The organism is Neptunicoccus sediminis, from assembly GCF_001719615.1.
In the GTDB taxonomy this organism is placed as follows: domain Bacteria; phylum Pseudomonadota; class Alphaproteobacteria; order Rhodobacterales; family Rhodobacteraceae; genus Amylibacter; species Amylibacter sediminis.
On record NZ_MDVX01000003.1, the window covers coordinates 39,496 to 64,248 of the forward strand.

24 protein-coding genes are annotated in these 24,753 nt (G+C 58.7%); 12 read left to right on the forward strand and 12 right to left on the reverse strand.

Going from position 1 to position 24,753, the window contains the following annotated elements; all coding sequences use genetic code 11:
- Positions 1-309 precede the first annotated feature (309 nt).
- From BFV97_RS06635 to BFV97_RS06665, 7 genes are all read right to left on the reverse strand, one after another.
- Complete coding sequence (locus tag BFV97_RS06635; RefSeq protein WP_069299574.1) at positions 310-2,139, reverse strand: M3 family oligoendopeptidase; 1,830 nt, start codon at positions 2,137-2,139, stop codon at positions 310-312.
- A gap of 87 nt (positions 2,140-2,226) precedes the next feature.
- Complete coding sequence (locus tag BFV97_RS06640; RefSeq protein WP_069299575.1) at positions 2,227-2,733, reverse strand: YkgJ family cysteine cluster protein; 507 nt, start codon at positions 2,731-2,733, stop codon at positions 2,227-2,229.
- 24 nt (positions 2,734-2,757) lie between these two features.
- Complete coding sequence (locus BFV97_RS06645) at positions 2,758-3,108, reverse strand: hypothetical protein (protein WP_069299576.1); 351 nt, start codon at positions 3,106-3,108, stop codon at positions 2,758-2,760.
- Positions 3,109-3,139: 31 nt separating this feature from the next.
- A complete protein-coding gene (locus BFV97_RS06650; protein WP_069299577.1) occupies positions 3,140-4,183 on the reverse strand; it encodes an endonuclease/exonuclease/phosphatase family protein in 1,044 nt (347 codons plus the stop codon).
- Between the two features lie 16 nt (positions 4,184-4,199).
- The gene (locus BFV97_RS06655; RefSeq protein ID WP_069299578.1) at positions 4,200-4,883 is read right to left on the reverse strand and encodes a molecular chaperone DjiA; all 684 of its coding nucleotides are present in this window, start codon (positions 4,881-4,883) and stop codon (positions 4,200-4,202) included.
- Between the two features lie 34 nt (positions 4,884-4,917).
- Positions 4,918-5,406 (reverse strand): GNAT family N-acetyltransferase, encoded by a 489-nt coding sequence (locus BFV97_RS06660; RefSeq protein ID WP_108721648.1) that lies wholly within the window; start codon positions 5,404-5,406, stop codon positions 4,918-4,920.
- 56 nt (positions 5,407-5,462) lie between these two features.
- A complete protein-coding gene (locus BFV97_RS06665) occupies positions 5,463-6,089 on the reverse strand; it encodes an ImuA family protein (protein WP_069299579.1) in 627 nt (208 codons plus the stop codon).
- 106 nt (positions 6,090-6,195) lie between these two features.
- On the opposite strand from BFV97_RS06665, the gene BFV97_RS06670 reads away from it, so the two are divergent.
- The gene (locus BFV97_RS06670; RefSeq protein WP_069299580.1) at positions 6,196-7,242 is read left to right on the forward strand and encodes an aldo/keto reductase; all 1,047 of its coding nucleotides are present in this window, start codon (positions 6,196-6,198) and stop codon (positions 7,240-7,242) included.
- A gap of 31 nt (positions 7,243-7,273) precedes the next feature.
- Here the strand turns inward: BFV97_RS06670 and BFV97_RS06675 are convergent, their stop codons facing one another.
- Together BFV97_RS06675 and BFV97_RS06680 are read right to left on the reverse strand one after the other, a co-directional pair.
- A complete protein-coding gene (locus BFV97_RS06675) occupies positions 7,274-8,158 on the reverse strand; it encodes a DMT family transporter (protein ID WP_069299581.1) in 885 nt (294 codons plus the stop codon).
- 119 nt (positions 8,159-8,277) lie between these two features.
- Positions 8,278-9,270, reverse strand: coding sequence for a GlxA family transcriptional regulator (locus tag BFV97_RS06680; protein WP_083225545.1), 993 nt, complete (start codon positions 9,268-9,270; stop codon positions 8,278-8,280).
- Between the two features lie 77 nt (positions 9,271-9,347).
- Here BFV97_RS06680 and bcoG point away from each other — a divergent pair, with 77 nt between their 5' ends.
- The 10 genes from bcoG to BFV97_RS06730 all read left to right on the forward strand — a co-directional run bounded on the left by bcoG (position 9,348) and on the right by BFV97_RS06730 (position 20,871).
- Positions 9,348-10,259: a 3-dehydrocarnitine:acetyl-CoA trimethylamine transferase BcoG gene (gene bcoG, locus BFV97_RS06685; RefSeq protein ID WP_069299582.1), complete on the forward strand. Its 912-nt coding sequence runs from the start codon at positions 9,348-9,350 to the stop codon at positions 10,257-10,259.
- 8 nt (positions 10,260-10,267) lie between these two features.
- On the forward strand, positions 10,268-10,765 hold the full coding sequence (locus tag BFV97_RS06690) for a hypothetical protein (protein WP_157888278.1): 498 nt from the start codon (positions 10,268-10,270) through the stop codon (positions 10,763-10,765).
- A gap of 60 nt (positions 10,766-10,825) precedes the next feature.
- Positions 10,826-11,023, forward strand: coding sequence for a hypothetical protein (locus tag BFV97_RS06695; RefSeq protein ID WP_069299584.1), 198 nt, complete (start codon positions 10,826-10,828; stop codon positions 11,021-11,023).
- A gap of 111 nt (positions 11,024-11,134) precedes the next feature.
- A complete protein-coding gene (locus BFV97_RS06700) occupies positions 11,135-12,592 on the forward strand; it encodes a carnitine 3-dehydrogenase (protein ID WP_069299585.1) in 1,458 nt (485 codons plus the stop codon).
- A gap of 98 nt (positions 12,593-12,690) precedes the next feature.
- Entirely contained in the window at positions 12,691-14,673 is a 1,983-nt protein-coding gene (locus tag BFV97_RS06705; RefSeq protein WP_216635951.1) for a CocE/NonD family hydrolase, read from the forward strand.
- Positions 14,674-14,944: 271 nt separating this feature from the next.
- Positions 14,945-16,531, forward strand: coding sequence for an ABC transporter substrate-binding protein (locus BFV97_RS06710; RefSeq protein ID WP_069299901.1), 1,587 nt, complete (start codon positions 14,945-14,947; stop codon positions 16,529-16,531).
- Between the two features lie 17 nt (positions 16,532-16,548).
- Positions 16,549-17,505: an ABC transporter permease gene (locus BFV97_RS06715; RefSeq protein ID WP_069299587.1), complete on the forward strand. Its 957-nt coding sequence runs from the start codon at positions 16,549-16,551 to the stop codon at positions 17,503-17,505.
- The gene (locus BFV97_RS06720) at positions 17,502-18,314 is read left to right on the forward strand and encodes an ABC transporter permease (RefSeq protein WP_069299588.1); all 813 of its coding nucleotides are present in this window, start codon (positions 17,502-17,504) and stop codon (positions 18,312-18,314) included. Before BFV97_RS06715 ends, BFV97_RS06720 begins: the two co-directional genes overlap by 4 nt.
- The gene (locus BFV97_RS06725; RefSeq protein WP_069299589.1) at positions 18,311-19,948 is read left to right on the forward strand and encodes an ABC transporter ATP-binding protein; all 1,638 of its coding nucleotides are present in this window, start codon (positions 18,311-18,313) and stop codon (positions 19,946-19,948) included. The genes BFV97_RS06720 and BFV97_RS06725 overlap by 4 nt, the downstream gene beginning before the upstream one ends.
- Before the next feature lie 86 nt (positions 19,949-20,034).
- Positions 20,035-20,871 (forward strand): alkaline phosphatase family protein, encoded by an 837-nt coding sequence (locus BFV97_RS06730; RefSeq protein WP_069299590.1) that lies wholly within the window; start codon positions 20,035-20,037, stop codon positions 20,869-20,871.
- A 165-nt stretch (positions 20,872-21,036) separates the two neighbouring features.
- On the opposite strand, the gene BFV97_RS06735 is transcribed toward BFV97_RS06730, so the two are convergent.
- Positions 21,037-21,645 (reverse strand): sulfotransferase family 2 domain-containing protein, encoded by a 609-nt coding sequence (locus tag BFV97_RS06735; protein ID WP_069299591.1) that lies wholly within the window; start codon positions 21,643-21,645, stop codon positions 21,037-21,039.
- Between the two features lie 23 nt (positions 21,646-21,668).
- On the reverse strand, positions 21,669-22,586 hold the full coding sequence (locus tag BFV97_RS06740) for an alpha/beta hydrolase (protein WP_069299592.1): 918 nt from the start codon (positions 22,584-22,586) through the stop codon (positions 21,669-21,671).
- A 165-nt stretch (positions 22,587-22,751) separates the two neighbouring features.
- Between BFV97_RS06740 and BFV97_RS06745 the strand changes: the two genes are divergently transcribed.
- Entirely contained in the window at positions 22,752-24,272 is a 1,521-nt protein-coding gene (locus BFV97_RS06745; RefSeq protein WP_157888279.1) for a class-II fumarase/aspartase family protein, read from the forward strand.
- Here the strand turns inward: BFV97_RS06745 and hpaR are convergent.
- On the reverse strand, positions 24,269-24,697 hold the full coding sequence (gene hpaR / locus BFV97_RS06750; RefSeq protein WP_069299593.1) for a homoprotocatechuate degradation operon regulator HpaR: 429 nt from the start codon (positions 24,695-24,697) through the stop codon (positions 24,269-24,271). The genes BFV97_RS06745 and hpaR overlap by 4 nt on opposite strands.
- Positions 24,698-24,753: the final 56 nt, after the last annotated feature.

The following is a 24,753-nucleotide window of genomic DNA, read 5'->3' on the forward strand; positions in this document are numbered from 1 at the left end:
TGAGATGCCTCCAAATGGCCTCATTTGCCGCTCCTGACGCGGCTTTTTGGTCTCAGTCGGAGGATTGCAGGCAGGTTTGGGGCGAAGGTTTGGCAGAAATGCAACGGAAATTCGGGGCGTGTTCCGGGATTGCGGCGCGAATATGGCGGGTCGCGGAGAGACGGAATTTGCAAAACCTATGGTAGAAACATTTTGATTCTCTTTTTTGCGGGGAACTAGGTCGCACCGCCCTGTGCGAAATGCAAAAAATCCGGCGCCTGTCGGGAACGGGCGCCGGATTCAATCTGTTCGGGAGGAATTTGGGCGGACTTAGTCCTCCATCGCTTCCAGTTCGTCGATCATGGAACTGATCAGCGACAGACCCTTGTCCCAGAATTTCGGGTCGCTGGCATCCAGCCCGAAGGGGGCCAGAAGCTCTTTGTGGTGTTTGGACCCACCGGCGCGCAGCATCTCAAAGTATTTATCCTCAAAGCCGGGCTCGCCTTCCTCGTAGACCGCATAAAGCGCGTTCACCAGACCGTCGCCAAAGGCATAGGCATAGACATAGAAGGGGGAGTGGATGAAATGGGGGATATAGGACCAGAAGGTCTCATAGCCGTCCATGAAGTTAAACACGGGACCAAGGCTTTCGCCCTGAACAGACATCCAGATTTCGTTGATTTGGTCCGGTGTCAGTTCGCCTTCGGCACGGGCGGCGTGGAGTTTGCATTCAAAATCATAAAACGCGATCTGGCGCACCACGGTGTTGATCATATCCTCCACCTTGCCAGCAAGCAGACGTTTGCGTGCGGCCTGATCGGGGGCCGCGTCCAGCAGTTTGCGGAAGGTGAGCATTTCGCCGAAAACAGAAGCGGTTTCGGCCAGCGTCAGCGGGGTGGAGGACAGCATTTCCCCCTGATCTGCGGCGAGAACCTGATGCACCCCATGGCCGAGCTCATGGGCCAGCGTCATCACATCGCGTTGCTTGCCAAGGTAATTCAGCATCACGTAAGGATGGGCGTCCGTCACGGTGGGATGGGCAAATGCGCCCGGTGCCTTGCCGGGTTTCACGGCCGCGTCGATCCAGCCCTGTGTAAAGAACGGTTCGGCCAGTTCTGCCATTTTCGGGGAAAAGGCGCTGTAGGCTTCGGTGACGGTTTTGCGGGCTTCGTCCCAGTGGATCGTGGCCTCGTCCGAGCCGGGCAGGGGCGCGTTGCGGTCCCACATTTCCAGCTTTTCCAGCCCCATCCATTTCGCCTTGAGCGCATAGTAACGGTGCGAGAGTTTCGGATAGGCGGCTACGACCGCATCGCGCAGGGCCTGAACCACTTCGGGTTCCACGTCATTGGCCAGATGGCGCGAGGCTTGCGGGGTTGGCAGATTGCGCCAGCGGTCCTCTACCTCTTTTTCCTTGGCGAGCGTGTTGGTGATCCGTGCAAACAGGGTGATATTCTCGCCCAGCGTCTTTGCAAAAGCCTCCGCCGCTTTTTGACGGGTGGCGCGGTCACTGTCCGACAGGAGATTTGCGGTGGCTTCGAGGTTCAGCTTCTCACCGTCCACATCAAATTCCAGCGCGGCGCAGGTCTCGTCAAACAGACGGTTCCAAGCCGTTGCACCGACAACAGACTGGTCGTGAAGGAATTTTTCCAGCTCGTCAGACAGTTGATAGGGTTTCATCGCCCGCATCCGGTCCAGAACCGGCTTGTAACGGGCCAGGTCGGCGTTTTCAGATAACATGCCGTCCAGAACCTCATCAGGGATGCGATTCATTTCCAGCGAGAAGAACACCAGCGGGGTGGACAAATCAGTGATCTTGCCCTGCATGTCCGAGATAAATTTGGCGCGGTCCGGATCGGTTGTGACCTGATAATAGCGCAGCCCTGCAAAGGACATGATCCGGCCTGAAACGGACTGAATTTTTTCGTAGCGCTGGATGCACTCCAGCATTTCAGCGGCACTTAGCCCCGCGAGCTTGCCTTCGTAATCGGCAGCAAAGGCTGCACATTCCTGTGTCAGAAACTCCAGATCTTTGGCCAGTTCGGGGCTATCCTCGCTGGGGTAAAGATGGGTCAGATCCCATTCCGGCAAATCCCCGAGTGTAGCGCCGCCAGCAGCGTCGCGGTGGTCTTTGGGCAGGTCGGGGGCAGTGGGTCTGAACATATAATAGGCTCCGGTAAAGATTTCGTTGCAAAAGACTTAGGGTGTCACGGGGCGAAGTGAAAGGGGCGATGATAAAGCCGTGACCACCTACATGGAAATTGCGGTGTCTTTGCCGTGGGTGAAGGGACGTGTGGCGTCCTGCATTTCCTTGATTGCAGCGATGGTTTGCGCGTTATCCGCCTGAAACGCCGCCAGATCGGGATAGGTGCGATACCCTGCGGCGAATTGCTGTTCGGCCTCTGGTACGCTGCTGGCGGCCAAAGGCAGATGAACGGCAAGGGCGGCGCGGGCTGCGCGTAATCGCGCCACGGCTTGCAGGGCTTCGGCGTATGGGGTTGTGCCGTCCTTCACCGCTGCCAGCAGGTCACAGCCGTAGGTGCGGCAGATTTTCGGGCGGATGTCATAGACGGTGCAGGTCTCGCAGAAATAGGGGCAGGGCAGGCTGAAACCCCGTTCGTTGCGGGCAAAGCCTTCGGCCATGTCGGGCAGGATTTCCTCGCCTTCAGCCAGTTTTGCCTGAACAAACAGGCTGCCGTCACAACAGGCGCCGCAGGCTTTGCACAGGTCTTCATCCCAGATTTCCGCCTCGGCCATGACTGCCCCCGATTTGAACCGTGGTTACAGTTCTATGGAGTTTTGCGGGTTGGGCAAAGGTATTTCGCGAGGCTCGACAGGCACCTCCTTCGGGGGGAGCGGGGTTTTGCGGCGGATCAGGATGTCGCCGTTTTCCAGCACCTCGGGCGCGTGATAGGTGCTCATCTCGCCCAGCCGATCTGCAAGGTCTTCCATTGCGGGGCCAAGTTCGTCGAGTTTCGGGCCGAGATCTTCTACCCAGCCTTTCAGCATGGACTGCGCATCATCGGAAAGTTGCTCAAACCGTTTGAACAGTTCGGACGAGTCTTCTTCCTCCTGTGCGATGACAGGTGTGGCCAATGCGATGGCAAGAATAAGCGGGGCAAAACGTTTCATACCCCCAATATAGTACAGTTTAACGGAAAGTTCAGCCCTTGGCTGCAATATCCAGATCGACCGTCACCGGAAAGTGATCCGAGGCGGTCAGCAGGGCATCACAAAACGCGCGGTCGCGGAAACACTCGGGGGTGTCGAACGGGTGCCATATTTTCCAGCGGGGGGCCGTCCTGCGGCGCAGATCCGGTGAAACCATGATATAATCCAGCAAGGCGTTCAGATAGGTTTTTGTGACGTGGTTGAAAAACCGCGCTGTGGTGGGGGCGGGGCTGCGCGGTGACAGTTTGGCCAGCGCATGGGGATCAAACAGGGTTTGGTCGGACGGTTTGTTCACCCCCAGCACCACCTCTACACCGGACTGGCCAAACAGACGTTCGTATTCGTCCAGCCCCGGACCGTCGTTGAAATCCCCCAGCACCAGCAGATCGTCTCCGGCGGCAAGGTGGTATTCCACCCTCTGGCGCAACCAGATGCACTGGGCCAGTTGCTTGCGCCGGTTGGCAATGGAAATGCGCACCTCCTGCTGGTGGTTTCTGGCGCCGTGGGGGGCTTTGGATTTGGCGTGGACCCCGATCAACCGCAGGGGCGGGGCACCTTCTGGCGAGACCAGCAGTTCCAGTGGCGGTTTGGAAAACGTCACCGTGTCGGGATGGCTGTCCACATCCAGATCAATTTTGAACACGCTGTCAAAACGGGGCGCCATGTCAGAGCCTGCGGCGCTGCTTTCCTCGCCGTGGGGGTCGTGGACGACCTGCATTTTTTGCGGATCATAGAGAAAGGCGATTTCCTGTTGGGTGTCATTTGCAAAGCCGATGATCGCCTTGTTCTGGCGCAGGTTGAAATGGGCGGCAAAGTTTTCCAGCGCAACTGTGGTGGATTGGGTGTTGCCGGTATTCGGCGCTTCGATCACCATGATCCCGTCTGCATCAAGCCGTTGAAACACCTCGCCCAGAGCGGCGATCTGTCGGGCCTTGGTCACATCATAGCGGCCGGACCAACTGTCATCGTTGATCAGAAGGTTGTTCTGGTCAAACAGACTGGCGAACCATTCGACGTTATAGGTCGCAATGCGCATCAGTGGGACCGCCCCGTCATGATGCGTGCCGTTCCGACAGGGTTTCCCAAGCCGTATTCACCGCGATCATGTGTTTGGTGGCAAGGGTTATGGCCTCTTCGGGCAGGCCGCGGGCCATCAGACGGTCGGGATGGGTGTCACGCACCTTGGCCCGCCATGCCTTGCGGATATCGTCGAGCGGGGTTTCGGGGGTCACACCCAGCACGTCATAGGCGTCAGGGGCGGCGTCAGGGACAAAGCGTTTGTGCAGGCTGTCAAAACAACGCTCGCTTAGCCCGAAGATGCGGGCGACCTCGTGGATGAATTCGCTTTCGGCGGGGTGGTATTCGCCGTCCGCCATAGCGATGTAGAACAGACCCTCCACCAGATTTTCCAGCACGTCCTGATCATTGCGGAACATTCTGGCGATGGTGCCGGCGTAGGCTTCGTATCCGGCCACATCCTGCCTTGCGAGGTTGAAGACGCGTGCGGCTTGGGGTTCGTCCGTTTTGGAGATCTGGAACACCTGCCGGAAAGCGGCGACCTCGTCTTTTGTGACCAGACCGTCTGCTTTGGCCATCTTCGCCCCGAGCGCAATGACAGCGATGGTAAAGGCGACCGAACGGTCGGGCGGGGTGCGCAGTTTTTCCAGCACCTGTGCAAGGCTTTCGCCTTTGGTCAGGGCTGAAAGGGCCTCTGCGATGCGGGTCCAGATTGACATGGGCCGTCCTTATTCCTGCGTTTGCCTGATCCGGTCACAGCAGCTTTTGCAGCAGGACCAGATCAAGCCATTTGCCGAACTTATACCCTGCCTCGGGCAGGGTTGCGACCGCTACAAAGCCGCAGGCGCTGTGAAAGCGGATTGCAGCAGGATTGGCAGCACTGACACCGGCAAAGAGAGAGTGGATTTGCGCGGCTTTCGCGTGATCCTCAAGCGCTGTCATCAGCTTGCGTCCTGTCCCCTTGCCACGGGCGGCAGGGGTGAGGTTGATGGAATGTTCCATCGTATAGGCATATCCCGGACCGCTGCGGAACGGGCCGTAACTGGCAAATCCGAGCAGGTCTGCCCCGTGCTCTGCCACCAGAAACGGCCAGTTGTTCTGCCGGTTGGTGTCCAGCAGTGCGGTAATGCCTTCGGGGGTTTTCTCATCGGTGGTAAAGGTGATCAGCGTGTCGCGGATAATCGGGTTCCAGATGGCGCAAATCCCATCGGCGTCGGTCGCGGTGGCAGGGCGAATAATCATGCAGAACGGTTGCGCGGCTTTGAGGGGCTGTCAAGCGGGATCAGGTTCAGAGGGGCTTATTCGGCGGCAATGTCAGACCCGAGATCCGGCGCGGTTTCCGGATAGACCTGCGCCTGCTTTTCTTCCCAGCCCAGCGCCCAAGCCGCAGGGGGCGCCATGCGGGCGCGGCGACGTTGCAGCAGCCAGCGGCTTTGGCCCTTGGTGTGGCGGGGGGCCATATGCCAGCGGGTTTCGATGCCTTGTGCGCCGCCATCGCCGGGTGTCAGCAGCAGCGGCAGGATTTTGATCTTGCCCAGTTCCGCGCCGCTTTGGGCAGCCAGATGCAGGCGGCGGATCGGGGTCAGGGCCGGAGGGCTGTCACATTCCGCGACCACCAGCGGAACGCAACCTGCCCGCAGGGTTTCCTCCATACACCACAGGATGTCTTCGGCCCGTTTGGGACGGACAAAGGTAATACGTCCGGGATCAAGAAACCGCACAACCCCTTGGGGGTTCAGATCATCGGGATGCCAGTCGGGTTTGATCCACAGGATAGGGGCGTCACTGCGGCTAGCGATCATCAGCGCAAGGCTGCGCCGTGACGGACCGCAAAGTTCATGGGCACGGTCATAGGGCAGGGTGATGCCCTGTGCGATCTGGTGGGTGCTGGCGGGTTTCAAAGGTTTGCGAGTCAGAGCGTTCATAGCCTGCAGATTACTATGTTCCTGATTTGTTCTCAATCCCTTTCCGCGTTGACAAGACAGAAAATCCCTCCATGTTTCTGCGCAACCGAACAAAGGACAGCCCGAAATGCGTTACCGCCAACTTAGCACGACCGACCTGAAACTCAGCGAACTGGCCCTCGGGTCGATGACATGGGGCACCCAGAACAGCGAAGCCGAAGGCCACGCCCAGATTGAACGCGCATTGGAGCGGGGTGTGAACATCATCGACACCGCCGAGATGTATCCCACCAACCCGCTGTCCAAAGAGACCCAAGGCGACACAGAGCGTGTCATCGGAAGCTGGATAGCGGCGAACAAGGCGCGGCGCGGGGATTTTGTGCTGGCCACCAAAGTATCGGGCAGCGGCTATAAAAACGTCCGCGACGGGGCGCCGATCAGCCGTAAGACGATCCACACCGCGCTGGAAAACTCCCTGCGCAGTCTGCAAACGGATTATGTGGACATTTACCAGCTGCACTGGCCCAATCGCGGGTCTTACATGTTCCGCCAGAACTGGAGCTATGACCCGAGCGGACAGGACCGCGCCGAGACCCTGCGCCACATGCAAGAGGTATTGGAGACCATCGCAGAGCTGGTAGAGCAGGGCAAAATCCGCCACTTTGGTTTATCCAACGAGAGCGCATGGGGCTGTGCGCGCTGGGTGCGCATGGCCGAGGATATGGGCCTGCCGCGGGTGGTGTCCGTGCAGAACGAATATTCCCTGATGTGCCGTCTGTTTGATACGGATATGGCCGAAATGGCCCATCAGGAGCAGGTGGACCTGCTGTCTTTCTCGCCGCTGGCCGCGGGATTGCTGACGGGAAAATATCAGGGCGATGTGGTGCCGGAAAAATCCCGCCGCAGTTATGTGAACGATCTGGGCGGGCGGATGACGCCGCGCACTTTGCCCACGGTGGCGGAATATCTGGCGGTGGCGCAGAAACACGGGCTGAATCCAGTGCAAATGGCGCTGGCGTGGTGCCGCACGCGGCCCTTTATGGGATCGGCCATCTTCGGGGCGACCAGCATGGAGCAGCTTGATATTGCCCTTGGTGCGGCGGATGTGGACCTGTCAGACGAGGTTCTGCAAGACCTTGATGCGGTGCATAAGGCCAACCCCATGCCCTATTGAATGAAAGCGCAGGCGGCTGGGGCGGGAACGCTCAGGCCGCTTGTTTTGCCCGCCAGACGATAAACAGGCCGGAACAGACAATCAGGCCGGAGCCTAGCAGTATTGTCGGGCTGAGGCTCTCTCCAAACAGGATCACGCCAAGGGCGACACCGAACAAAAGGCGGGCATAGCGGAACGGAGTCACGGCGGAAATCTCGCCGGTGCGCATGGCTTTCATCAGGAAGCTGTAAGCAAAAACGCCGGCGATAACCGCAGCGCACAGTACCAGCCAACCCCACAGGTCCAGCCACACAAAGGGCGTTCCGTCCCAAAGTGCAAACAGGCTGCCCGCCACCACGACTGAGAGAAACCCGTAAAGCCCGAGCAGTGCCGTGCTGATGCTGGCAGGGGCGGCGCGGCTGGCCAGATCGCGGCCTGCAAAGCCCAGCATTCCGATTACCGCCAGCAGGGAGAGGGCCGAAAAGCTGTCACTGCCGGGCCGAATGATGATGATCACGCCCACAAGCCCGATGATGATGGCCGCCCAGCGCCGCCAGCCCACGGTTTCCCCGAACACCAGCGCTGCACTGGCCACAACCACCAGCGGCGTGGCTTGCAGGATCACGGTTGCAGCAGACAGCGGCGTCAGGGTGATCGCAAGAAAGTAGAACAGCCGTCCGGTGATTTCAAAGCCGACCCGAATACGCATGGGCAGCGAGACCACGTCAGCGGTAAACAGCGGCTCGCGGCGGATCCGTGTCAGCGTGGCAAAGACCAGCGCCCCACCAAGGCCGAACAGGATCATCACCTGTCCAAGAGGCATCATCGCGCCTGCGGCCTTGATCAATGCATCCTCAACCGCGAATACGCCCATTGCGGCGGTCATGAACAGCGCCCCGATAACATTGGCAGACAGGTTCAGGGGGCGTGAAGTCATTGGATTTCCTAAAACAAACCGCCCATAGCGGCAGGCGTCGCGGTGACGGCAGAGGTGGCGTCGGTGATGGGGCTGTGGTGGCGACTCTGTGCGGAGTTGTCAATCAGGCGGCGTGGCAATCATCGCTTTCGCAAGGAGCTGGGCGCCATGCCGAAAGCATCCCTGAAGGCACGGGAAAAGGCGGGGAGAGAGTTGAACCCGCAGCGCACGGCGATGTTTTGCAGCGGGTCCGGCGTATCCACCACCAGACGGCGGGCTTCGGCCAGCCGCAGGGCGCGAAACGTCTGCCCCGGTCCGCTGCCGGTTTCCGCCTGAAACAGCATTTCCAGACGGCGCACCGACAGACCGCAGCGCCGCGCGATCTCGCTGACGGGGATCGGGTCTTCGAGGTGGTCCTCCATCAGATGCAGGGCGCGGGCCACAGGCGGAGAGCGCCGTTGCAAGCGCGACACAGAGACCAGCGATTGGGGGTCCGATCCTGCGTATACCGGATCGTAAAGAAAGGTGCGCATCACGCTTTCTGCCAGACTGCGCCCGTGATGCCGCTGGATCAGATGTAGCATCATGTCGATGCACGGGCTGGCGCCGCCGGTGGTGATGAACTTGCCCGATTGCACAAAACGGTCGCGCACAACGGTAATGTCCGGAAAGTTTGTTTCCAGTTTTTCCAAGTCCTCCCAATGGGTTGTGGCGCGATGTCCATGTAACACTCCACAACGGGCGAGGATTTCTCCGCCCCCGTCAATGCCACAGGCCAGCGGAGCATGGTGGATCGCGGGCAAGAGCCTGCGCTGCATTTCGGCTGTGCTCTGGCTGGCGATATTGAACCCTGCAATCAGTGCCAGCATATCAGGTGCTGGCAGGGATGCTGCGGGATTGGCTGGCACCGTCAGGCCGGTTGTCAGCTCTACCGGCGCATCAAAGGGGGTAGCAATGTCCCAGGTATAAACCTGTGCCCCCGCCGCGCGATTGGCCGCGCGCAACGGGTCGAGCACCGCCGCAAGGCAGAGCATATTGCTATGGGGCATCACCAATGCACGGCAATGAAACGGTCGCTTGATCGGTTGTTTTGGCATCTGGGACAGGTCCGGAATTTTTGCGCTTTTGGTCAAGTTTGTTTCGTAAATTGTGAAGCGGCCCCTCGCAAGGGGTGGGAGACTGCAAAAAAGTCCTGAATTTGGAGAGCGCCATGCCTTTGGAAATGAACACCGACGTCTTTATCACCTGTGCTGTCACGGGTGGCGGCGGAACACAGGATCGCAGTCCCCATGTGCCCCGTTCTCCCGAACAGATCGCCAATAGTGCGATTGCGGCGGCCAAAGCTGGCGCTGCGGTGGTGCACTGTCATGTGCGCGACCCCGAAACCGGCGCGCCGCGCCGTGACGGGCATCTTTACCGCGAACTGACAGAGCGTATCCGCGCCGCAGATGTAGACGTGGTTCTGAACCTGACCGCTGGCATGGGCGGCGACATCGTTTTTGGCGATGTGGAAAACCCGATGCAAATCAATGAGGCAGGCACCGATATGGTCGGTGCGACCGAGCGTATGGCCCATATTCTGGACTGCCGCCCCGAAATCTGCACGCTGGATTGCGGCACGATGAACTTTGCCGAAGCCGATTACGTGATGACCAATACGCCGGGCATGCTGCGTGCGATGGGGCAGATGATGACGGATTGCGGCGTGAAGCCGGAAATCGAGGCCTTTGACACCGGCCACCTGTGGTTTGCCAAACAACTGGTGAAAGAAGGCGTGTTGGACAGCCCTGCGCTGGTGCAACTGTGCATGGGGGTGCCTTGGGGCGCGCCGGACGATCTGAACACATTCATGGCGATGGTGAACAACGTGCCGGATGACTGGAACTGGTCCGCCTTTGCGCTGGGCCGTCACCAGCAGCCTTTCGTCGCCGCCGCAGTGCTGGCGGGCGGCAATGTGCGGGTCGGTCTGGAAGACAACCTGATGTTGGGGCGCGGCAACCTTGCTACCAATGAAATGCTTGTGGAAAACGCGGTTGGCATCATCGAGCGGATGGGTGCCAAGGTCATGGGACCAGAGGCCGTGCGCGAGAAGCTCGGCCTGACCAAACGGGATCCGGCGTAATCTTGCGGGTGCGGCGGCTTGCACTTTGTGCGGCACTGCTCGGGGTGCTGGCCTCCTGTGATCGGGGGGCCCCGCCAGAGGGCGGGGCGATCCGTGATGACCGTGTGATGATGTCCGCGACCTCCCGTTATGACGCGGGACGGTTTGCAGGGGATTGGGTCACGCGGGCCGATTTCGGCGGGGACTGGCGCATTTCCGGTTTCCGGTTCGACGCAGGGCGCTGGATCGAAGAGGATGCCGCCGGGGGTGGTCCCCGCGTTGCACAGGTAAGCGCGGATCAACCGGCTGTCTTCACGCTTAATTACGGTGGGTTTTCCGGCTCTGTGCGGCAGATGGTCGTGCTTTGGGTGGATGAAGGATTTCGCACGGCGGCCCTGTCAACGCGGGACGGCAGTGCAGCGTTTATCGTGGATCGCAAGGCCACGGGTGGCAGCGACCGGATCGCAGCAGCCGTGTCCGCGCTAGAGCATAACGGCTTTGACGTGGCGCGGTTGCGGGTGGAATGACAGCGGGGAGCAGCGTATGATGCGGGGAAAGAGAAACCTTTCAAAATCCGAGGATTACCCATGAAAACGCCGCTTCTTATTGCCCTTGCGGGATTAACCGCTGCTTGTAACGGTCCTGTGTCGGACCAGAGCAACCACCAGTCGCTCGACTTTGAATATTGCCGCGAAATCGCAGAGGAAACCGCGCGGGCCGGCAATCTGAACTACAATCTTTGCCCGGGCTATATGCCCAATGGCGAAACGATCGAGCTTCCTTAAGCGCGCTGTCAGCCGGATGCGCCGCTACGGGAACCTGTCATCAAGAATACGGCTTTGCGGGGCAAACCCGCAGGGCAGGCGAAGCTGAACAAGTAACGATATAGGTAAAACATGACGAATGTAGCGGCAATTATTGGTGGCGGTGTCATTGGCGGGGCTTGGGCCGCGCGGTTCCTGCTGAACGGGTGGGATGTGCAAGTGTTCGATCCCGATCCCGAAGCGGAACGCAAGATTGGTGAGGTTATGGACAACGCCCGTCGCGCCCTGCCAAGCCTGTCGGATCACACCATGCCAGCGGAAGGCACCATCAGTTTTCACAGCACCATCGCGGAGGCCGTAGCAGGGGCGCGCTACATTCAGGAAAGCGTGCCGGAGCGGATGGACATCAAGCACCAGACGTTCACTGCCATCACGGCGGCCTGTGACAAGGAGGCCATCATCGGGTCGTCCACGTCCAGCTTTACCCCTACAGAACTGTCGGGCGAGCAGCAGGACAAAAGCCGGATCATGGTGTGTCACCCGTTCAATCCGGTCTACCTGCTGCCGCTGGTCGAAGTGGTTGGTGGTTCAACCGCAGCGCCCGAAGCTGTTGAAACCTGTATGGAGATCTTAAGCTCTATCGGGATGAAGCCGCTGAAGATCGAAAAGGAAATCCTTGGCCATATTGCGGACCGTCTGTTGGAATCCGTCTGGCGCGAGGGGCTTTGGCTGGTCAATGACGGGGTGTGCACGACGGAGGTACTGGATGATGCGATCCGTTACGGTTTCGGCCTGCGCTGGGCGCAGATGGGGCTGTTTGAAACCTACCGCATTGCCGGTGGGGAAGCAGGAATGTTGCATTTTATCGGCCAGTTCGGGCCAACGATGGACTGGCCGCTGTCCCATTTGATGGACACGCCGGAACTGGATGAGACGCTTGTTAAAAAGATTGCCGATCAATCGGATGCGCAGTCGGGGATGTATTCCATCCGCGAGCTGGAGCGTATCCGCGACACCAACCTTGTGTCGATGATGCGGGCGCTTAAGGCGCAGAACTGGGGTGCGGGCGCTGTGCTGGCGAATTACGATGCGGAAAAGAAAGCCGCGCTGGGAGAGCCGGACCTGTCGGGGCTGGTGCGGACCGTGTCGCGGACGGTGCCGCTCGACTGGCTGGATTACAACGGCCACATGAACGAAGCGCGGTATTTGCAGGCGTTCGGGGATGCCACCGACCGGATGATGGAAATTGTCGGTTGTGACGCGGAATACATTGCCTCGGGCGGGAGTTATTTCACGGCAGAAACCCACATCCGCCACATCGACGAGGTGAGCGCGGGTGCCGAGATCACCGTGGATACGCAAGTGGTGTTAGGTGCGGGCAAAAAGATGCACCTGTTCCACTTTATGCGGGCAAGCGACGGACGTTTGCTGGCGACGGGGGAGCATATGCTGATCCATGTCTCCCTTGAAACCCGCAAGGCCGCACCACCTGCACCCCATATCGAGGAAAAGTTGGTGGCGATTGCCAAGGCGCATGAAGCCCTGCCGGTTCCCGAAGGTATGGGGCGGTTTGTCGGGCAGGGCCGCTGACGGCCTTTGCGACAGATTGAAAAGGACAGAGCAGGGGGATTCCGCATCCCCCTGACCCCCGGCGGGATATTTTTTAGAAAATGGAAACAGGAGCATTCGTGCCTAGCGAGACGATCTACAGAGTTGAGGAAGAGGCCAATTTGCGGATACCTCTGTCGAACGGGATGACCCTATCGGCGCGTGTCTGGCGGCCTGTAGGCTGCGGGCCGGTGCCGGTTATTCTGGAGTATCTGCCCTATCGCAAACGGGACGGCACGGCGGCGCGGGATGCGCTGACCCATCCTTACATGGCCGCGCGGGGTTATGTTTGCGTGCGTGTCGACACGCGGGGCTGCGGTGAGAGTGACGGGCTGTTTGATGATGAGTATTCCGAGCAGGAGCTTTCGGACGGGGTAGAGGTTGTGAACTGGCTGGCGGCGCAGGACTGGTGTTCCGGTGCGGTTGGCATGATGGGTATTTCCTGGGGTGGTTTCAACGGGTTGCAGATTGCAGCACGGGCGCCGGAGCCGTTGAAGGCTGTGGTGACGCTGTGTTCCACAACCGACCGGTTTGCGGATGACATCCATTACAAAGGCGGCATCATGCTGGGGGAAAATCCCGGCTGGGCGGCGACGGTTCTGTCGTGGTTTTCCACTCCGCCCGATCCCGAACTTGTGGGCGAGGACTGGCGCGATATATGGCTAAACCGTCTGGAGCATACGCCGTTTCCGGCAGAGCGCTGGGTAACAGAGCAGGTGCGCTCGGACTATTGGGCGCACGGGTCGGTCTGCGAGGATTACAGCGCCATTAAGGCGGCGGTTCTGACGGTGGGCGGCTGGCATGACGGCTATCGCAACACGATGGGGCATCTGGTGGACAATCTGACAGCGCCGGTAAAAGGGATCGCTGGCCCTTGGAACCACAAATACCCCCATTTTGCGGTGCCCGGCCCGCAGATCGACTTTCTTGACGAGATGCTGCGCTGGTGGGATCACTGGCTTAAAGGGATTGACCGTGGCGTTGAGGCGGATCCTGCCTATCGCTGTTATGTGATGGATAGTGTTGCGCCGCAAACGTCGTTTACCCATCGCGCGGGCCGTTGGGTCGGGCTGGAGCAACCGCGCGGCGCGGGGATGACGCGGTTTTATCTGAACGGCACCCGCCTTGCCGGTGCAGACGGGCCTGTATCCCGCACGGTGGCCACTGATCTGGCCTGCGGGCGTGGCACGGGCGAGTATTTTCCCTTCGGCTTCGGGCCGGGGGAGTTGCCCGATGACCAGAGCGGGGATGACGCTTTGTCCATGTGTTTTGACAGTGATCCGCTGGAGCATGGAATGGATATTGTCGGGCGCGCCAGGGTCAAGCTGGCGCTGTCAAGTGATCGTCCCCGTGCGCAGATTGCGGTGCGGTTGAACGATTTGCGCCCGGACGGCAGCTCTGCGCTGATCGCCCACGGCTTTTTGAACCTGCGTCAGCGGGACGGGGCGGCTGTGATGGTGGATATGCCACGGGATGAAACCGTTGAGGTGCAGGTGCTGCTGGATCAGGCAGCCTATCACCTGCCCGAAGGCCACCGTTTGCGGATTGCCCTTTCGCCATCGTATTTTCCATTTGTCTGGCCGGAAGCAGAAGCTGTGACGCTGGGTGTCTCGGGGGGCTGTGTTGAACTGCCCCATCTGGCGGGCGAGGGTGTCCCGATTGCTTTTGATGGACCGAAATCCGCCACGCCGCTGCCGCTGGAGCAGGTGACGCCCCGCGCGGAACATAAGGACATCCGGATCGAGGATCAGCGCGTCCTGCATGAAATCCTCGGGGAAAACGGGCTTGTCCGTAATCCCGAGACCGGACTTGAAACCCGTGAGAAGGTGCATGAAGTTTTTTCGGTCGCACGGTTTGATCCGTCCACGGCCTCTGCCCGTTTTGCGTGGGAACGCAGTTACGGGCGGGGCGACTGGCGGGTTTCGGTCCATTCGGTTTTGCAAATGGAAACGGTGGACGCGGGTTTCCTTCTGACGGCAGAATTGCGGGCCTTTGAAGAGGCGCAGGAGGTTGAAACGGAGGTTTTCCGGAAAGACTGGCGTGTGATGGTGCCGCGGATGTAAAGGAATTTGATTGGACCCCAGCCTGCGTTGCGGCGCAAGGTAATCGCATCCTTTATCAATCCGCATCGTCAGAACCCGCGAGAGCGTGCAAATTGTCGCGAAACGCATTCAAACGGTCGGGTGTAGCGAGCGCATCGGTCGTTATGGTGCAAAAGTGAGCGGTGACAAGGGGTTAAAGTAAAGAAAAGCTTGCGTTCGGGGGGTGATCCACCGCACGCTCTGTGTCATAAGTTACAAAAATGAAGAATCTGCTACTTAGGGAGAAAATATGATGAACAATGAACTCAAGCATCTTGCAGCACGGGTTGCGCGCAAAACAGTGTCTCGCCGGGATTTTCTCGGACGGGCAGGCGCCTTGGGTGTGTCCGCTGTTGCAGCGAACTCTTTGCTGGCGGATGCCGTAAAGGCGGCCGGCCCGAACAAGGGTGGCCATCTGGTTCAGGGGATGGGCGGTGGTGAAAGCACCAACACGCTTGATCCGGCCTCTACCGCATCGCAAGTGCCGTTCGGCAACCTGCGCCATTTCGGTGAAACACTGGTCGGTGTGTCCGAGAACGGCGAACTGACACCGCGTCTGGCCGAAAACATCGAAGCCAGCGACGACGCAAAGGTCTGGACCTTCAAGATCCGTAAGGATGTTGAATTTCACAACGGCAAGACAATGGACGCCAATGACGTGATGCGCACAATGGAGCGGCACTCTAACGAAGAGTCCAAATCCGGTGCGCTGGGGATTATGAAGGGTATCGAGTCCATGAAAGTGGACGGCGACAATTTTGCCATCACCCTGAACAGCCCGAATGCGGATTTGCCTTACCTGCTGGCGGATTATCACCTTGTGATCCAGCCGGACGGCGGGTTTGAAAACCCCGGCAATGGTGTAGGCACGGGTCCTTACATCGTGGAAGTTGACGAACCGGGCGTGCGCCATGTGTTCAAAAAGAACCCGAACTACTGGGGCGGGGATGTGGTGAACTATGACAGTTCCGAAATCCTTGTGATCAACGATGCGACAGCACGGACAGCGGCGCTGCAATCCGGTCAGGTGCATCTGATCAACAAGGTAGAGCCCAAAGTCGCCAAGCTGATCGACCGCGCCCCCGGTGTGTCCATCAAGAACGTTGCGGGCCGTGGCCACTATGTGTTCATCATGCACTGCGATACAGCGCCGTTTGACAATAACGAACTGCGTATGGCGCTGAAATATGCGATCAACCGCGAAGAGATGGTGGACAAGATCCTGCGCGGCTATGGCACAATCGGGAACGACCTGCCGATCAACGCGGCCTATCCGCTGTTTGACGAAACGATCCCGCAGCGCAAGCATAACATCGAAAAAGCCAAAGAGCATTACGCCAAATCCGGCCATGACGGGTCTCCGATTGTTCTGCGGGTTGCAGATGGTGCCTTCCCGGGTGCAGTTGACGCGGGTGCCTTGTTTCAGGAAAGCGCACGTGCGGCGGGTATTCCGCTGGAAATCAAGCGTGAGCCGAACGACGGTTACTGGTCCGAGGTCTGGAACAAACAGCCGTTCTGTGCATCCTACTGGGGTGGCCGTCCGGTGCAGGACCAGATGTATTCCACAGCCTATCTGTCTACAGCGGACTGGAATGACACACGCTTCAAGAACCCCGAGTTCGATGCCCTGCTGAACAAAGCCAAAGCAGAGCTGGACGAAGGCAAGCGCAAGGCAATCTACAGCCAGATGGCCAATATCCTGCGGGACAATGGCGGCCTGATCTGCCCGATGTTCAACGATTTTGTTGATGCGGTCAGCGACAAGGTTGCGGGTTACGTGCTTGATCCGAACGCAGAGCTGTCCAACGGCTTTGCACCTGTTCGTACCTGGTTTGCATAAGCAGGTTTGAACAGCTCATGCACCCCATTTTGAAACTTCTGGTTCAGCGCATCGCGCTGAGCCTCCTTTTATTGCTCGCAGCGTCGGCAATGATCTTCATCGGTACCCAGATTTTGCCCGGCGACGTGGCACAATCCATTCTGGGACAATCCGCAACGCCTGAATCCCTTGCAAACCTGCGCGCAGAGCTGGGTTTGAACGAACCGCCGTTGACCCGTTACTTTGACTGGTTGTTCGGTGCGCTACAGGGGGATCTCGGAACGGCTCTGACCAATGGCAGGGATATCGCCGAAAGCCTTGGGGCGCGTTTGAAAAACACCTTGTTTCTGGCGTTTTGGGCGGCTTTGATCTCTGTGCCGCTGGCGATCTTTCTGGGTCTGCTGGCTGTGCGGTATCAGAACCGCTGGCCGGACAAGTTCATTTCGGCAGTCACACTGACCTCTATTTCCATCCCCGAGTTCCTGATCGGTTACGTTCTGATGTATTTCATCTCGGTGAAGCTCGGCTGGTTTACATCGGTTTCGACCATCTATGACAGCATGTCCCTTGGCGAAAAGCTGAGCGCAATTGCCCTGCCGGTGACTGTGCTGACCCTTGTGGTGCTGGCCCATATGATGCGGATGACACGGGCGGCGATCCTGAACGTGATGCAATCTGCATACATCGAAACAGCAGAGCTGAAGGGCCTGTCCATGTTCAACATCATCCGCAAACACGCGTTTCCCAATGCGATTGCGCCGATTGTGAATGTGGTCATGCTGAACCTTGCCTATCTGGTGGTGGGCGTTGTGGTTGTGGAAGTGGTCTTTGTCTATCCCGGCATGGGGCAGTATCTGGTGGATCACGTGGCCAAACGGGATGTGCCAGTGGTACAGGCCTGCGGTCTGATCTTTGCCGCTGTCTATATCGGTCTGAACATGATCGCTGACATCGTTTCCATTTTGGCAAATCCAAGACTGAGGCATCCGAAATGAGAATTCCTATCAGTGCCATGATCGGTCTGTTTTTCACCGGTCTATACTTTTTCATCGCAATTTTTGCGCCGTGGCTTGCCCCTTATGGCATGACCGAGGCTGTCGGGGACGTTTGGGAACCGGCGAGTTCAACCCATTGGCTGGGAACGGACAGTATCGGCCGTGACCTGCTGACACGGATGATCTATGGCGGGCGGACGACGATCTGGATTGCAACCGCAGCCACGATCCTGTCTTTTACCACCGGCTCTGTGCTTGGCCTGTTGGCGGCGGTGATCGGGGGCTGGGTGGACCAGCTTTTGTCCCGTCTGGTGGATTTGCTGATGTCGATCCCCTCGTTGATCTTCGCTTTGGTGGTTCTGTCGGTCATGCCGGTGACTGTGACTGTGCTGATCCTCGTTATGGGATTGCTGGACAGCACGCGGGTTTATCGACTGGCCCGCGCCGTAGCTGTGGACATCAATGTGATGGACTATGTAGAGGCTGCGAAACTGCGCGGCGAGGGACGTTCGTGGATCATCTTCCGTGAAATCCTGCCCAACGCCCTGTCGCCTCTGGTGGCGGAAATGGGTCTGCGGTTCATCTTTATGGTTCTGTTTGTTTCGACTCTGTCGTTCCTTGGTCTTGGGGTGCAACCTCCGGCGGCTGACTGGGGCGGTATCGTGAAGGAGAACAAGGAAGGGATCGTTTACGGTATCCCTGCGGCTCTGGTGCCTGCTGTGGCGATTGCGACACTGGCGATTTCTGTGAACCTTGTGGCGGATTGGGTCTTGAACCGGACCACCAGCCTGAAAGGAGGTCGCGGATGAGCGATGTTTTGTTAAAGGTCCGTGACCTGAAAATCGGCGCAACGGTCTACCCCCCGAGCGGCAAGCCCCATGACATTGAAATCGTGCATGGCGTCTCTTTTGAGCTGGAGAAGGGCAAGGTTCTGGGTCTGATCGGTGAATCCGGTGCAGGTAAATCCACTATCGGCCTGTCAGCTATGGCCTATGGCCGTGGCGGTGTGAAAATCACCGGCGGCGAGGTCTGGGTGAACGGTCAGGATATTCTGCAACAGGGTATCCGCGACCTGCGGCGCTTGCGCGGGGCGGATGTGACCTATGTCAGCCAATCGGCGGCGGCCTCTTTCAATCCTGCGAAAAAGATCATGGAGCAGGTGACAGAGGCGGCGATCCTTCAGGGCAAGTTTTCCCGCAAGGAAGCCGAAGAACGCGCTGTACGCCTGTTTGACAAACTGGGTCTGCCCAATCCGGAAACCATCGGCAACCGCTATCCCCATCAGGTGTCTGGCGGGCAGTTGCAACGCTGCATGACAGCCCTTGCCCTATGTCCGGAGCCGGATCTTGTGGTGTTTGACGAACCGACCACAGCACTGGATGTTACGACGCAGATTGACGTGTTGATGGCGATCAAGGCCGCGATCCGGGATACCGGCGTTGCGGCGCTGTATATCACCCACGATCTAGCGGTGGTGGCGCAGGTGTCTGATGACATCATGGTGCTGCGTATGGGCGAGATGGTGGAATACGGTCCGGTGGATCAGATCATCAATAATCCGCAAGAGGAGTATACCCAAGCGCTCGTCTCGGTGCGTTCGATTGACCATGAGGAAAAGCTGCCAACGCCGGACCCGCTGCTGACGGTGAACCATGTGACAGCGCGGTACAGAGGCACGAATTTCGACGTGCTGCGCAATATCAACGTGGACCTGCACGAAGGCCAGACGCTGGCTGTTGTAGGGGAGAGTGGTTCGGGTAAATCGACACTCGCACGGGTGATCACCGGCCTGTTGCCCCCCAGTGACGGGCAGATCGACTTTAACGGTCGCACGCTTAGTCCCGCATTGGAACAGCGCAGCAAGGAAGACCTGCGCGAGTTGCAGATGATCTATCAGATGGCGGATACGGCGATGAACCCGCGCCAGACAGTTGGCACCATCATCGGACGCCCGCTGGAGTTCTATTTTGGTATGCGGGGCGCGGAAAAGCGCAAGCGGATTGCAGAGCTTCTGGAAGAGATCGAGATGGGCGACGGCTTTATCGACCGCTATCCGGCAGAGCTGTCGGGGGGGCAAAAGCAACGGGTCTGTATCGCCCGTGCATTGGCGGCCAAGCCCAAGCTGATCATCTGTGACGAGGTGACTTCCGCGCTTGATCCGCTGGTGGCGGACGGGATTCTGAAGCTGCTATTGAACCTGCAAAAGATTGAAAACGTGGCCTATCTGTTTATCACCCACGATCTGGCCACAGTGCGGGCCATCGCGGACAGTATTGCGGTGATGTATCAGGGCAAGGTGGTGCGTTACGGAACGAAGTCCGAAGTGCTGTCACCGCCGTTTGACGATTACACCGATCTGCTGCTGTCCTCTGTGCCGGAAATGAAGCTCGGCTGGCTGGAAGAGGTGATCGCACATCGCAAGATGGAAAGTGCTGGCAACTAAGCCTGCTATTTGACAAAAATCGGGGCAGGGTGCGCAAGTGGCCTGCCCCTTTTTCGTGACACCCGCTGTTAGCAAGGACTGAGAACATGAACACCAAACTGCTGCTGATTATTCTGGACGGCGTGCCGTGGCGCAACTGGGGCCGGCTGTTCGGTAATCTCGAAGGGCATGTAGATGCGGGCAATGCGCAAAAATGGAAGATGCGCTCGGTTCTGCCGTCAATTTCCGCAAGCTGCTATGCCTCTATTCATACAGGGGTTGTGCCTGCGGAACACGGCTGTACCGGCAATGGCAATGTGTTCCGGCTGAACCATCCGGACGTGTTTTCGCAAGTGCGTCAGTCCGGCGGGGTGACAGGCGCGGTGGCCCACTCCTTCTGGTCGGAGTTCTTTAATCGTGCGCCGTTTGATAATGTGCGGGACGTGGAATACGACGAACCGGACAGCGCCACAATCAACCATGGCCGGTTTCACACGATGACGGGCTATGGCCGCGCCAACCAGATGACGCCTTGCGATCTGGACCTGTTCGGCACGCTGACCAATCTGTGTCTGCGCTTCGGACTGGATTACGGGATGTTGCACACCTGTACGCTGGACAGCATGGGTCACCGCTATTTTCACGAGAGCGAGGAAATGGACGGGGCCTGTTTTATTATGGACGAGATGCTGGCGCCGTTTATCCCGAAATGGCGCGCCGCAGGGTATGAGGTGATGGTGACGGCGGATCACGGGCAAGACGAGCGCGGCCATCACGGTGGCCGCTCGCCGCTGCAACAGGAATTCGCGCTTTATTATTTTGGCGAGGCTCAGGGGCCATCTGCGGATACGGTGCTGGAGCAGGTGCAACTGGCACCCACGATCCTGACCAGACTGGGGGCCGAGGTGCCCGAGACGATGAAGGCAAAGCCGTTTTTATCGTAACACCGATCTCATGTAAATTGTCAGACGGGACGTGGTTTTTCCAAGTGCATGGAAACGCTTTGAAAAAGGGATGACCCTGCAAATATGAAGCGTCATACAAGACGCGTGTTATATGAAGCTTCGTAAATGAAGCTTCTTAAACGAAGCTTCATAAATGCAGGATGATCAGCGACCCGTTAACGCTGTTTCGGGATTGGGAAGGGCGCGATACCATTCAAACGCCTCGGGGAAGGCGGCCTCGTAGCGGGGGCGATGGACGGAGAAGTCCGTATCGGCCACAGGCGCGGAAACGTTAAGATGGGGCAGTGAGAAATCCGCGCCATAAATGCTTTGCAGCAGGGTCTCAAAGGCGCCGAGGTTTTCGTATTTGTGGATAATATCAACCGTCTCGTTGCTGCGGCTGTCCACGCAAAACAGATTGTCGAGAAACTCCATCGCCCATCCGCTTTTGCCGGTGATAAAGTTGTTCAGGAAGGTCTTAAAATCCAGATCCCCCACATAACGGGGATCGCCCTGTAGCTCCGGGCGTGCGCGGAATTTGTACCAGCTGACGGCTTTGTCAAACGGCTCTCGCACCACGGTGATTGTGGTGAATCCCTTGGTGCGCAGCGGCTGCTCCATCCGCTTGTAACGGGTGTAATCAATGTGTTTCAGCACCGGATTGCCGTTCAGCCGCGCCATGCCCTTAACCTGTCCAAGGGCGCGCTCCATTGAGGTGGAAGCAACTTTGCGGTTGGACAGAAACACCAGTTTCCGGTCGTAATCAATCATCATGGCAGGGGGGCGTCCCGTTTCGCTTAATAGGGCCAGTCCCGCTGTTGCAGCGCGTTCAGCGCCGCGATTACACGGTCAAAACTGTCGCGGGCCCGCTTTACGGTATGGCGACCGCGCAGATAACCGTGCACCAGACCCGTTTCGTTGAACCAGACAACCTTGCCGTCGGCCGCGGTCAGAGCATCGCGGTAATCGCGGCATCCATCGGTAATCGGGTCACATTCTGCCGAGATCAGCACGGTCGGGGGCAGGTTGGAAAAATCCGTGTCTTGCAGGGGAACGGCAGTGGGATCGTTTGTGGGTTTCGGCCCGTCATAGCGCACCCCCTCGTAGAACAGGATCTCATCCCGCGTCAGCATCGGCGCATTGGCGTGGGTGAGGAAGGACCCCGCATCTATATCCCCGCCCAGTCCGGGATAGATCAGCACCTGTCCGATCAAGCGGGGATCGTTGCGCAGACGGTGGCTGACGGTTGCCCCGAGATTGCCGCCGGCACTGTCACCGGCAAGGATTACAGGACCGTCGCGGGTCGCCAGAATATGCTGTGTCGCTGCGAGACAGTCTTCGAACATGGCGGGGTGTTTATGCTCGGGCGCCATCCGGTAATCCACCGATACCACGTCCATGCCGGTCCGCTCGCAGATTTCGGCGCAGACGTCATCATGGGAGTCGAGCCCCCCGACCACAAAGCCGCCGCCGTGAAAGTACATCACGGTCGATTCAGAGCCGCCGCTGGTGTACTGGCGGGTGGGAATATGGCCGATCATGTGATCCGTTGCACTGACGCCGTCGGGGTAGCCGGTGAAAAACGCGCGGCACATCGTGTCATAGATGTCGCGCTGTTGTTCTATGGTGTTGTTCACCGTGTCGGGCGGATAATATTCCTCCGTTTTATTGATGAAGTCCCAGGTCTCTGCGTCGATGTGTTTTGAATAATCCATAGGCGCAACCTAGGACCGGTGGCGGGAGGCTGCAAGGCTTTCCTAACGTTTCGTTACTTTAGAAGCTTCATTTAAGAAGCTTCTTATATGAAGCTTCATATATGCAGTATGTTAACGGGGTTAAGCCAGAGATAACAACAGGTTGCGAATCTCCCGCTCGGGCGGTTGTCCCAGTGCGACGCGGCAGAAACACGGGTCAGTTCCCGCTGGTTCAACGCCCACCCGCCTGTCGCTGGAACGCCGATGGTGGCCCACCCCCAGCGCAGACTTGTGACAAAAATCGGGATGACCTTCGGAGTTGCAAAATGTATGGTCGCGCCAAATCAGAACACGGGTGCGATTATGGCGATTTCCTTGGCCGAAGGGCAGATATTCAGAGGTTTGTTCGGGGATAGCGAACTCTCGGTGTTGTTTTCAGACAGCGCCGAAGTTCGCGCAATGTTGCTGGTCGAAGGGGCGCTGGCCTCTGCGCAGGGCAAGCTTGGCACGATCCCGCAAGAAAGCGGAGAGATCATCAATCGCATGGCCCGTGAGGTGCTGATTGATCCGGGGCATCTGGCCGCCGGTGTGGCGCGGGACGGTGTGGTGGTTCCAGCACTGGTCGCGGCCTTTGCAACCGAAATGCAGGCGCCCGAGCACAGCGCCTATTTGCATAAGGGGGCGACCTCGCAAGATATTATAGATACGGCTCTGGTACTGCGCCTGCGCCGCGTTCTCGACATTCTGGATACCCGGCTTGCGGGTCTGCTCGATACGCTGGCAGAACAGGCCGACACCTACAAGTCCACCCCGATGGGTGCGCGGACGCGCCACCAGATCGCCACGCCGACAGCGCTCGGGGCGCGGATTGCGGGCTGGGGAGCACCGTTTTTGCGCCATCGCCAGCGGCTGGCGGAACTGCGCCCCCGTCTGCTGGTGGTTTCGCTCGCCGGTGCTGCGGGCAATCTCTCCGCCTTTGAGGGGCGGGGGCTGGAAACGGCGGATGCGCTGGCGGAAGAGCTTGGGCTCGGGCGGGCGGAACTGCCGTGGCATTCGGCGCGGGACGGGATTTGCGAACTGGCGAACCTGTGCGGGTTGATCTGTGGATCGCTAGGCAAGATCGCACAGGATTTGCTGCTGTCTGCGCAGATCGGGGAGGGTCTGCGGGCAGGCACGGGCGGTGGCTCCAGCACGATGCCCCATAAGGACAATCCGACAGGGGCCGAGGCGATGCTGTCACTGGCACGTCAGGGGCAGGGGCTGGCGGCACAGGTCGCGGGTGCAGCACTTCATGCGCAGGAACGGGACGGTGCGGCCTGGTCGCAGGAATGGCTTTCGCTGCCTTCTCTGATTGTGGCTACAGGTGCTGCGCTGCGTCACGGTCTTGAGTTGTCAAAGTTCTTAAGCGTGGAACCGGACAAGCTGGCTGCTGTTTTTGAGGACACAAAAGGTTTGATGATGGCCGAAGCCGCAAGCTTCGCGCTGGCCGCGCATATGCCGCTGGCCGATGCCCGCACACTGACCAAATCCGCCTGTGCCAAAGCCGTCCAGTCCGGTGAGCCGTTGCGGGAGGTTATAGCGCGTGAAACCATGCTTGCGATTGACTGGGACGCCGTGTTCGATGCGCAATCCGCCTTGGGAGAGTCCAGCGCCATCGTTGCGCGGTTTTGTGAAGCGGTCGCAAGGCAGCGCGTGGAGTCCGCTTAGAACTCGGAGAGTTTTTTCAGTTTGTTTAACAGGTTGATCATCTGGGGCTTGCCGAAATGCTCTTCCAGTTCTTCATAGACTTTATGGGCTTCCGGCGCGATTTCAGCGATTAAATCATGTCCCGGCTGGGCCAGATGGATGATTTGCTTGCGCCGGTCAGTGGGATGTTGTTCGCGCCGGATCATGCCGCGTTTTTCCAGCAGGGCAAGTATGCGGGTCAGACTGGGGGTCAGGACCATGCAACGATCCCCGAGCTCGGTCGGCTCCAGTGGTCCGGTCTCGTCAAGGATGCGCAAAACCCGCCATTGTTGTTCGGACAGATCGTGTTTGGTCAGAAAGGGCCGTATCCGGCGCATCACCGCCTCGCGGGAGCGCAGGAGCATGATGGGGAGGGACTCTTCCGTCTTGATAAAGAATTTGCTCATGAAGGGGTGTGCCTGTCTGAAACTGTCTAACAGGTTCACTATACCCCCTGACCCCG

Excerpts from the sequence above, each read along its gene's own strand:
- BFV97_RS06635 (WP_069299574.1), bottom strand. The coding sequence starts at position 2,139 with ATGTTCAGACCCACTGCCCCCGACCTGCCCAAAGACCACCGCGACGCT.
- BFV97_RS06640 (WP_069299575.1), bottom strand. The coding sequence starts at position 2,733 with ATGGCCGAGGCGGAAATCTGGGATGAAGACCTGTGCAAAGCCTGCGGC.
- BFV97_RS06645 (WP_069299576.1), bottom strand. The coding sequence starts at position 3,108 with ATGAAACGTTTTGCCCCGCTTATTCTTGCCATCGCATTGGCCACACCT.
- BFV97_RS06650 (WP_069299577.1), bottom strand. The coding sequence starts at position 4,183 with ATGCGCATTGCGACCTATAACGTCGAATGGTTCGCCAGTCTGTTTGAC.
- BFV97_RS06655 (WP_069299578.1), bottom strand. The coding sequence starts at position 4,883 with ATGTCAATCTGGACCCGCATCGCAGAGGCCCTTTCAGCCCTGACCAAA.
- BFV97_RS06660 (WP_108721648.1), bottom strand. The coding sequence starts at position 5,406 with ATGATTATTCGCCCTGCCACCGCGACCGACGCCGATGGGATTTGCGCC.
- BFV97_RS06665 (WP_069299579.1), bottom strand. The coding sequence starts at position 6,089 with ATGAACGCTCTGACTCGCAAACCTTTGAAACCCGCCAGCACCCACCAG.
- BFV97_RS06670 (WP_069299580.1), top strand. The coding sequence starts at position 6,196 with ATGCGTTACCGCCAACTTAGCACGACCGACCTGAAACTCAGCGAACTG.
- BFV97_RS06675 (WP_069299581.1), bottom strand. The coding sequence starts at position 8,158 with ATGACTTCACGCCCCCTGAACCTGTCTGCCAATGTTATCGGGGCGCTG.
- bcoG (WP_069299582.1), top strand. The coding sequence starts at position 9,348 with ATGCCTTTGGAAATGAACACCGACGTCTTTATCACCTGTGCTGTCACG.
- BFV97_RS06695 (WP_069299584.1), top strand. The coding sequence starts at position 10,826 with ATGAAAACGCCGCTTCTTATTGCCCTTGCGGGATTAACCGCTGCTTGT.
- BFV97_RS06700 (WP_069299585.1), top strand. The coding sequence starts at position 11,135 with ATGACGAATGTAGCGGCAATTATTGGTGGCGGTGTCATTGGCGGGGCT.
- BFV97_RS06710 (WP_069299901.1), top strand. The coding sequence starts at position 14,945 with ATGAACAATGAACTCAAGCATCTTGCAGCACGGGTTGCGCGCAAAACA.
- BFV97_RS06715 (WP_069299587.1), top strand. The coding sequence starts at position 16,549 with ATGCACCCCATTTTGAAACTTCTGGTTCAGCGCATCGCGCTGAGCCTC.
- BFV97_RS06720 (WP_069299588.1), top strand. The coding sequence starts at position 17,502 with ATGAGAATTCCTATCAGTGCCATGATCGGTCTGTTTTTCACCGGTCTA.
- BFV97_RS06725 (WP_069299589.1), top strand. The coding sequence starts at position 18,311 with ATGAGCGATGTTTTGTTAAAGGTCCGTGACCTGAAAATCGGCGCAACG.
- BFV97_RS06730 (WP_069299590.1), top strand. The coding sequence starts at position 20,035 with ATGAACACCAAACTGCTGCTGATTATTCTGGACGGCGTGCCGTGGCGC.
- BFV97_RS06735 (WP_069299591.1), bottom strand. The coding sequence starts at position 21,645 with ATGATGATTGATTACGACCGGAAACTGGTGTTTCTGTCCAACCGCAAA.
- BFV97_RS06740 (WP_069299592.1), bottom strand. The coding sequence starts at position 22,586 with ATGGATTATTCAAAACACATCGACGCAGAGACCTGGGACTTCATCAAT.
- hpaR (WP_069299593.1), bottom strand. The coding sequence starts at position 24,697 with ATGAGCAAATTCTTTATCAAGACGGAAGAGTCCCTCCCCATCATGCTC.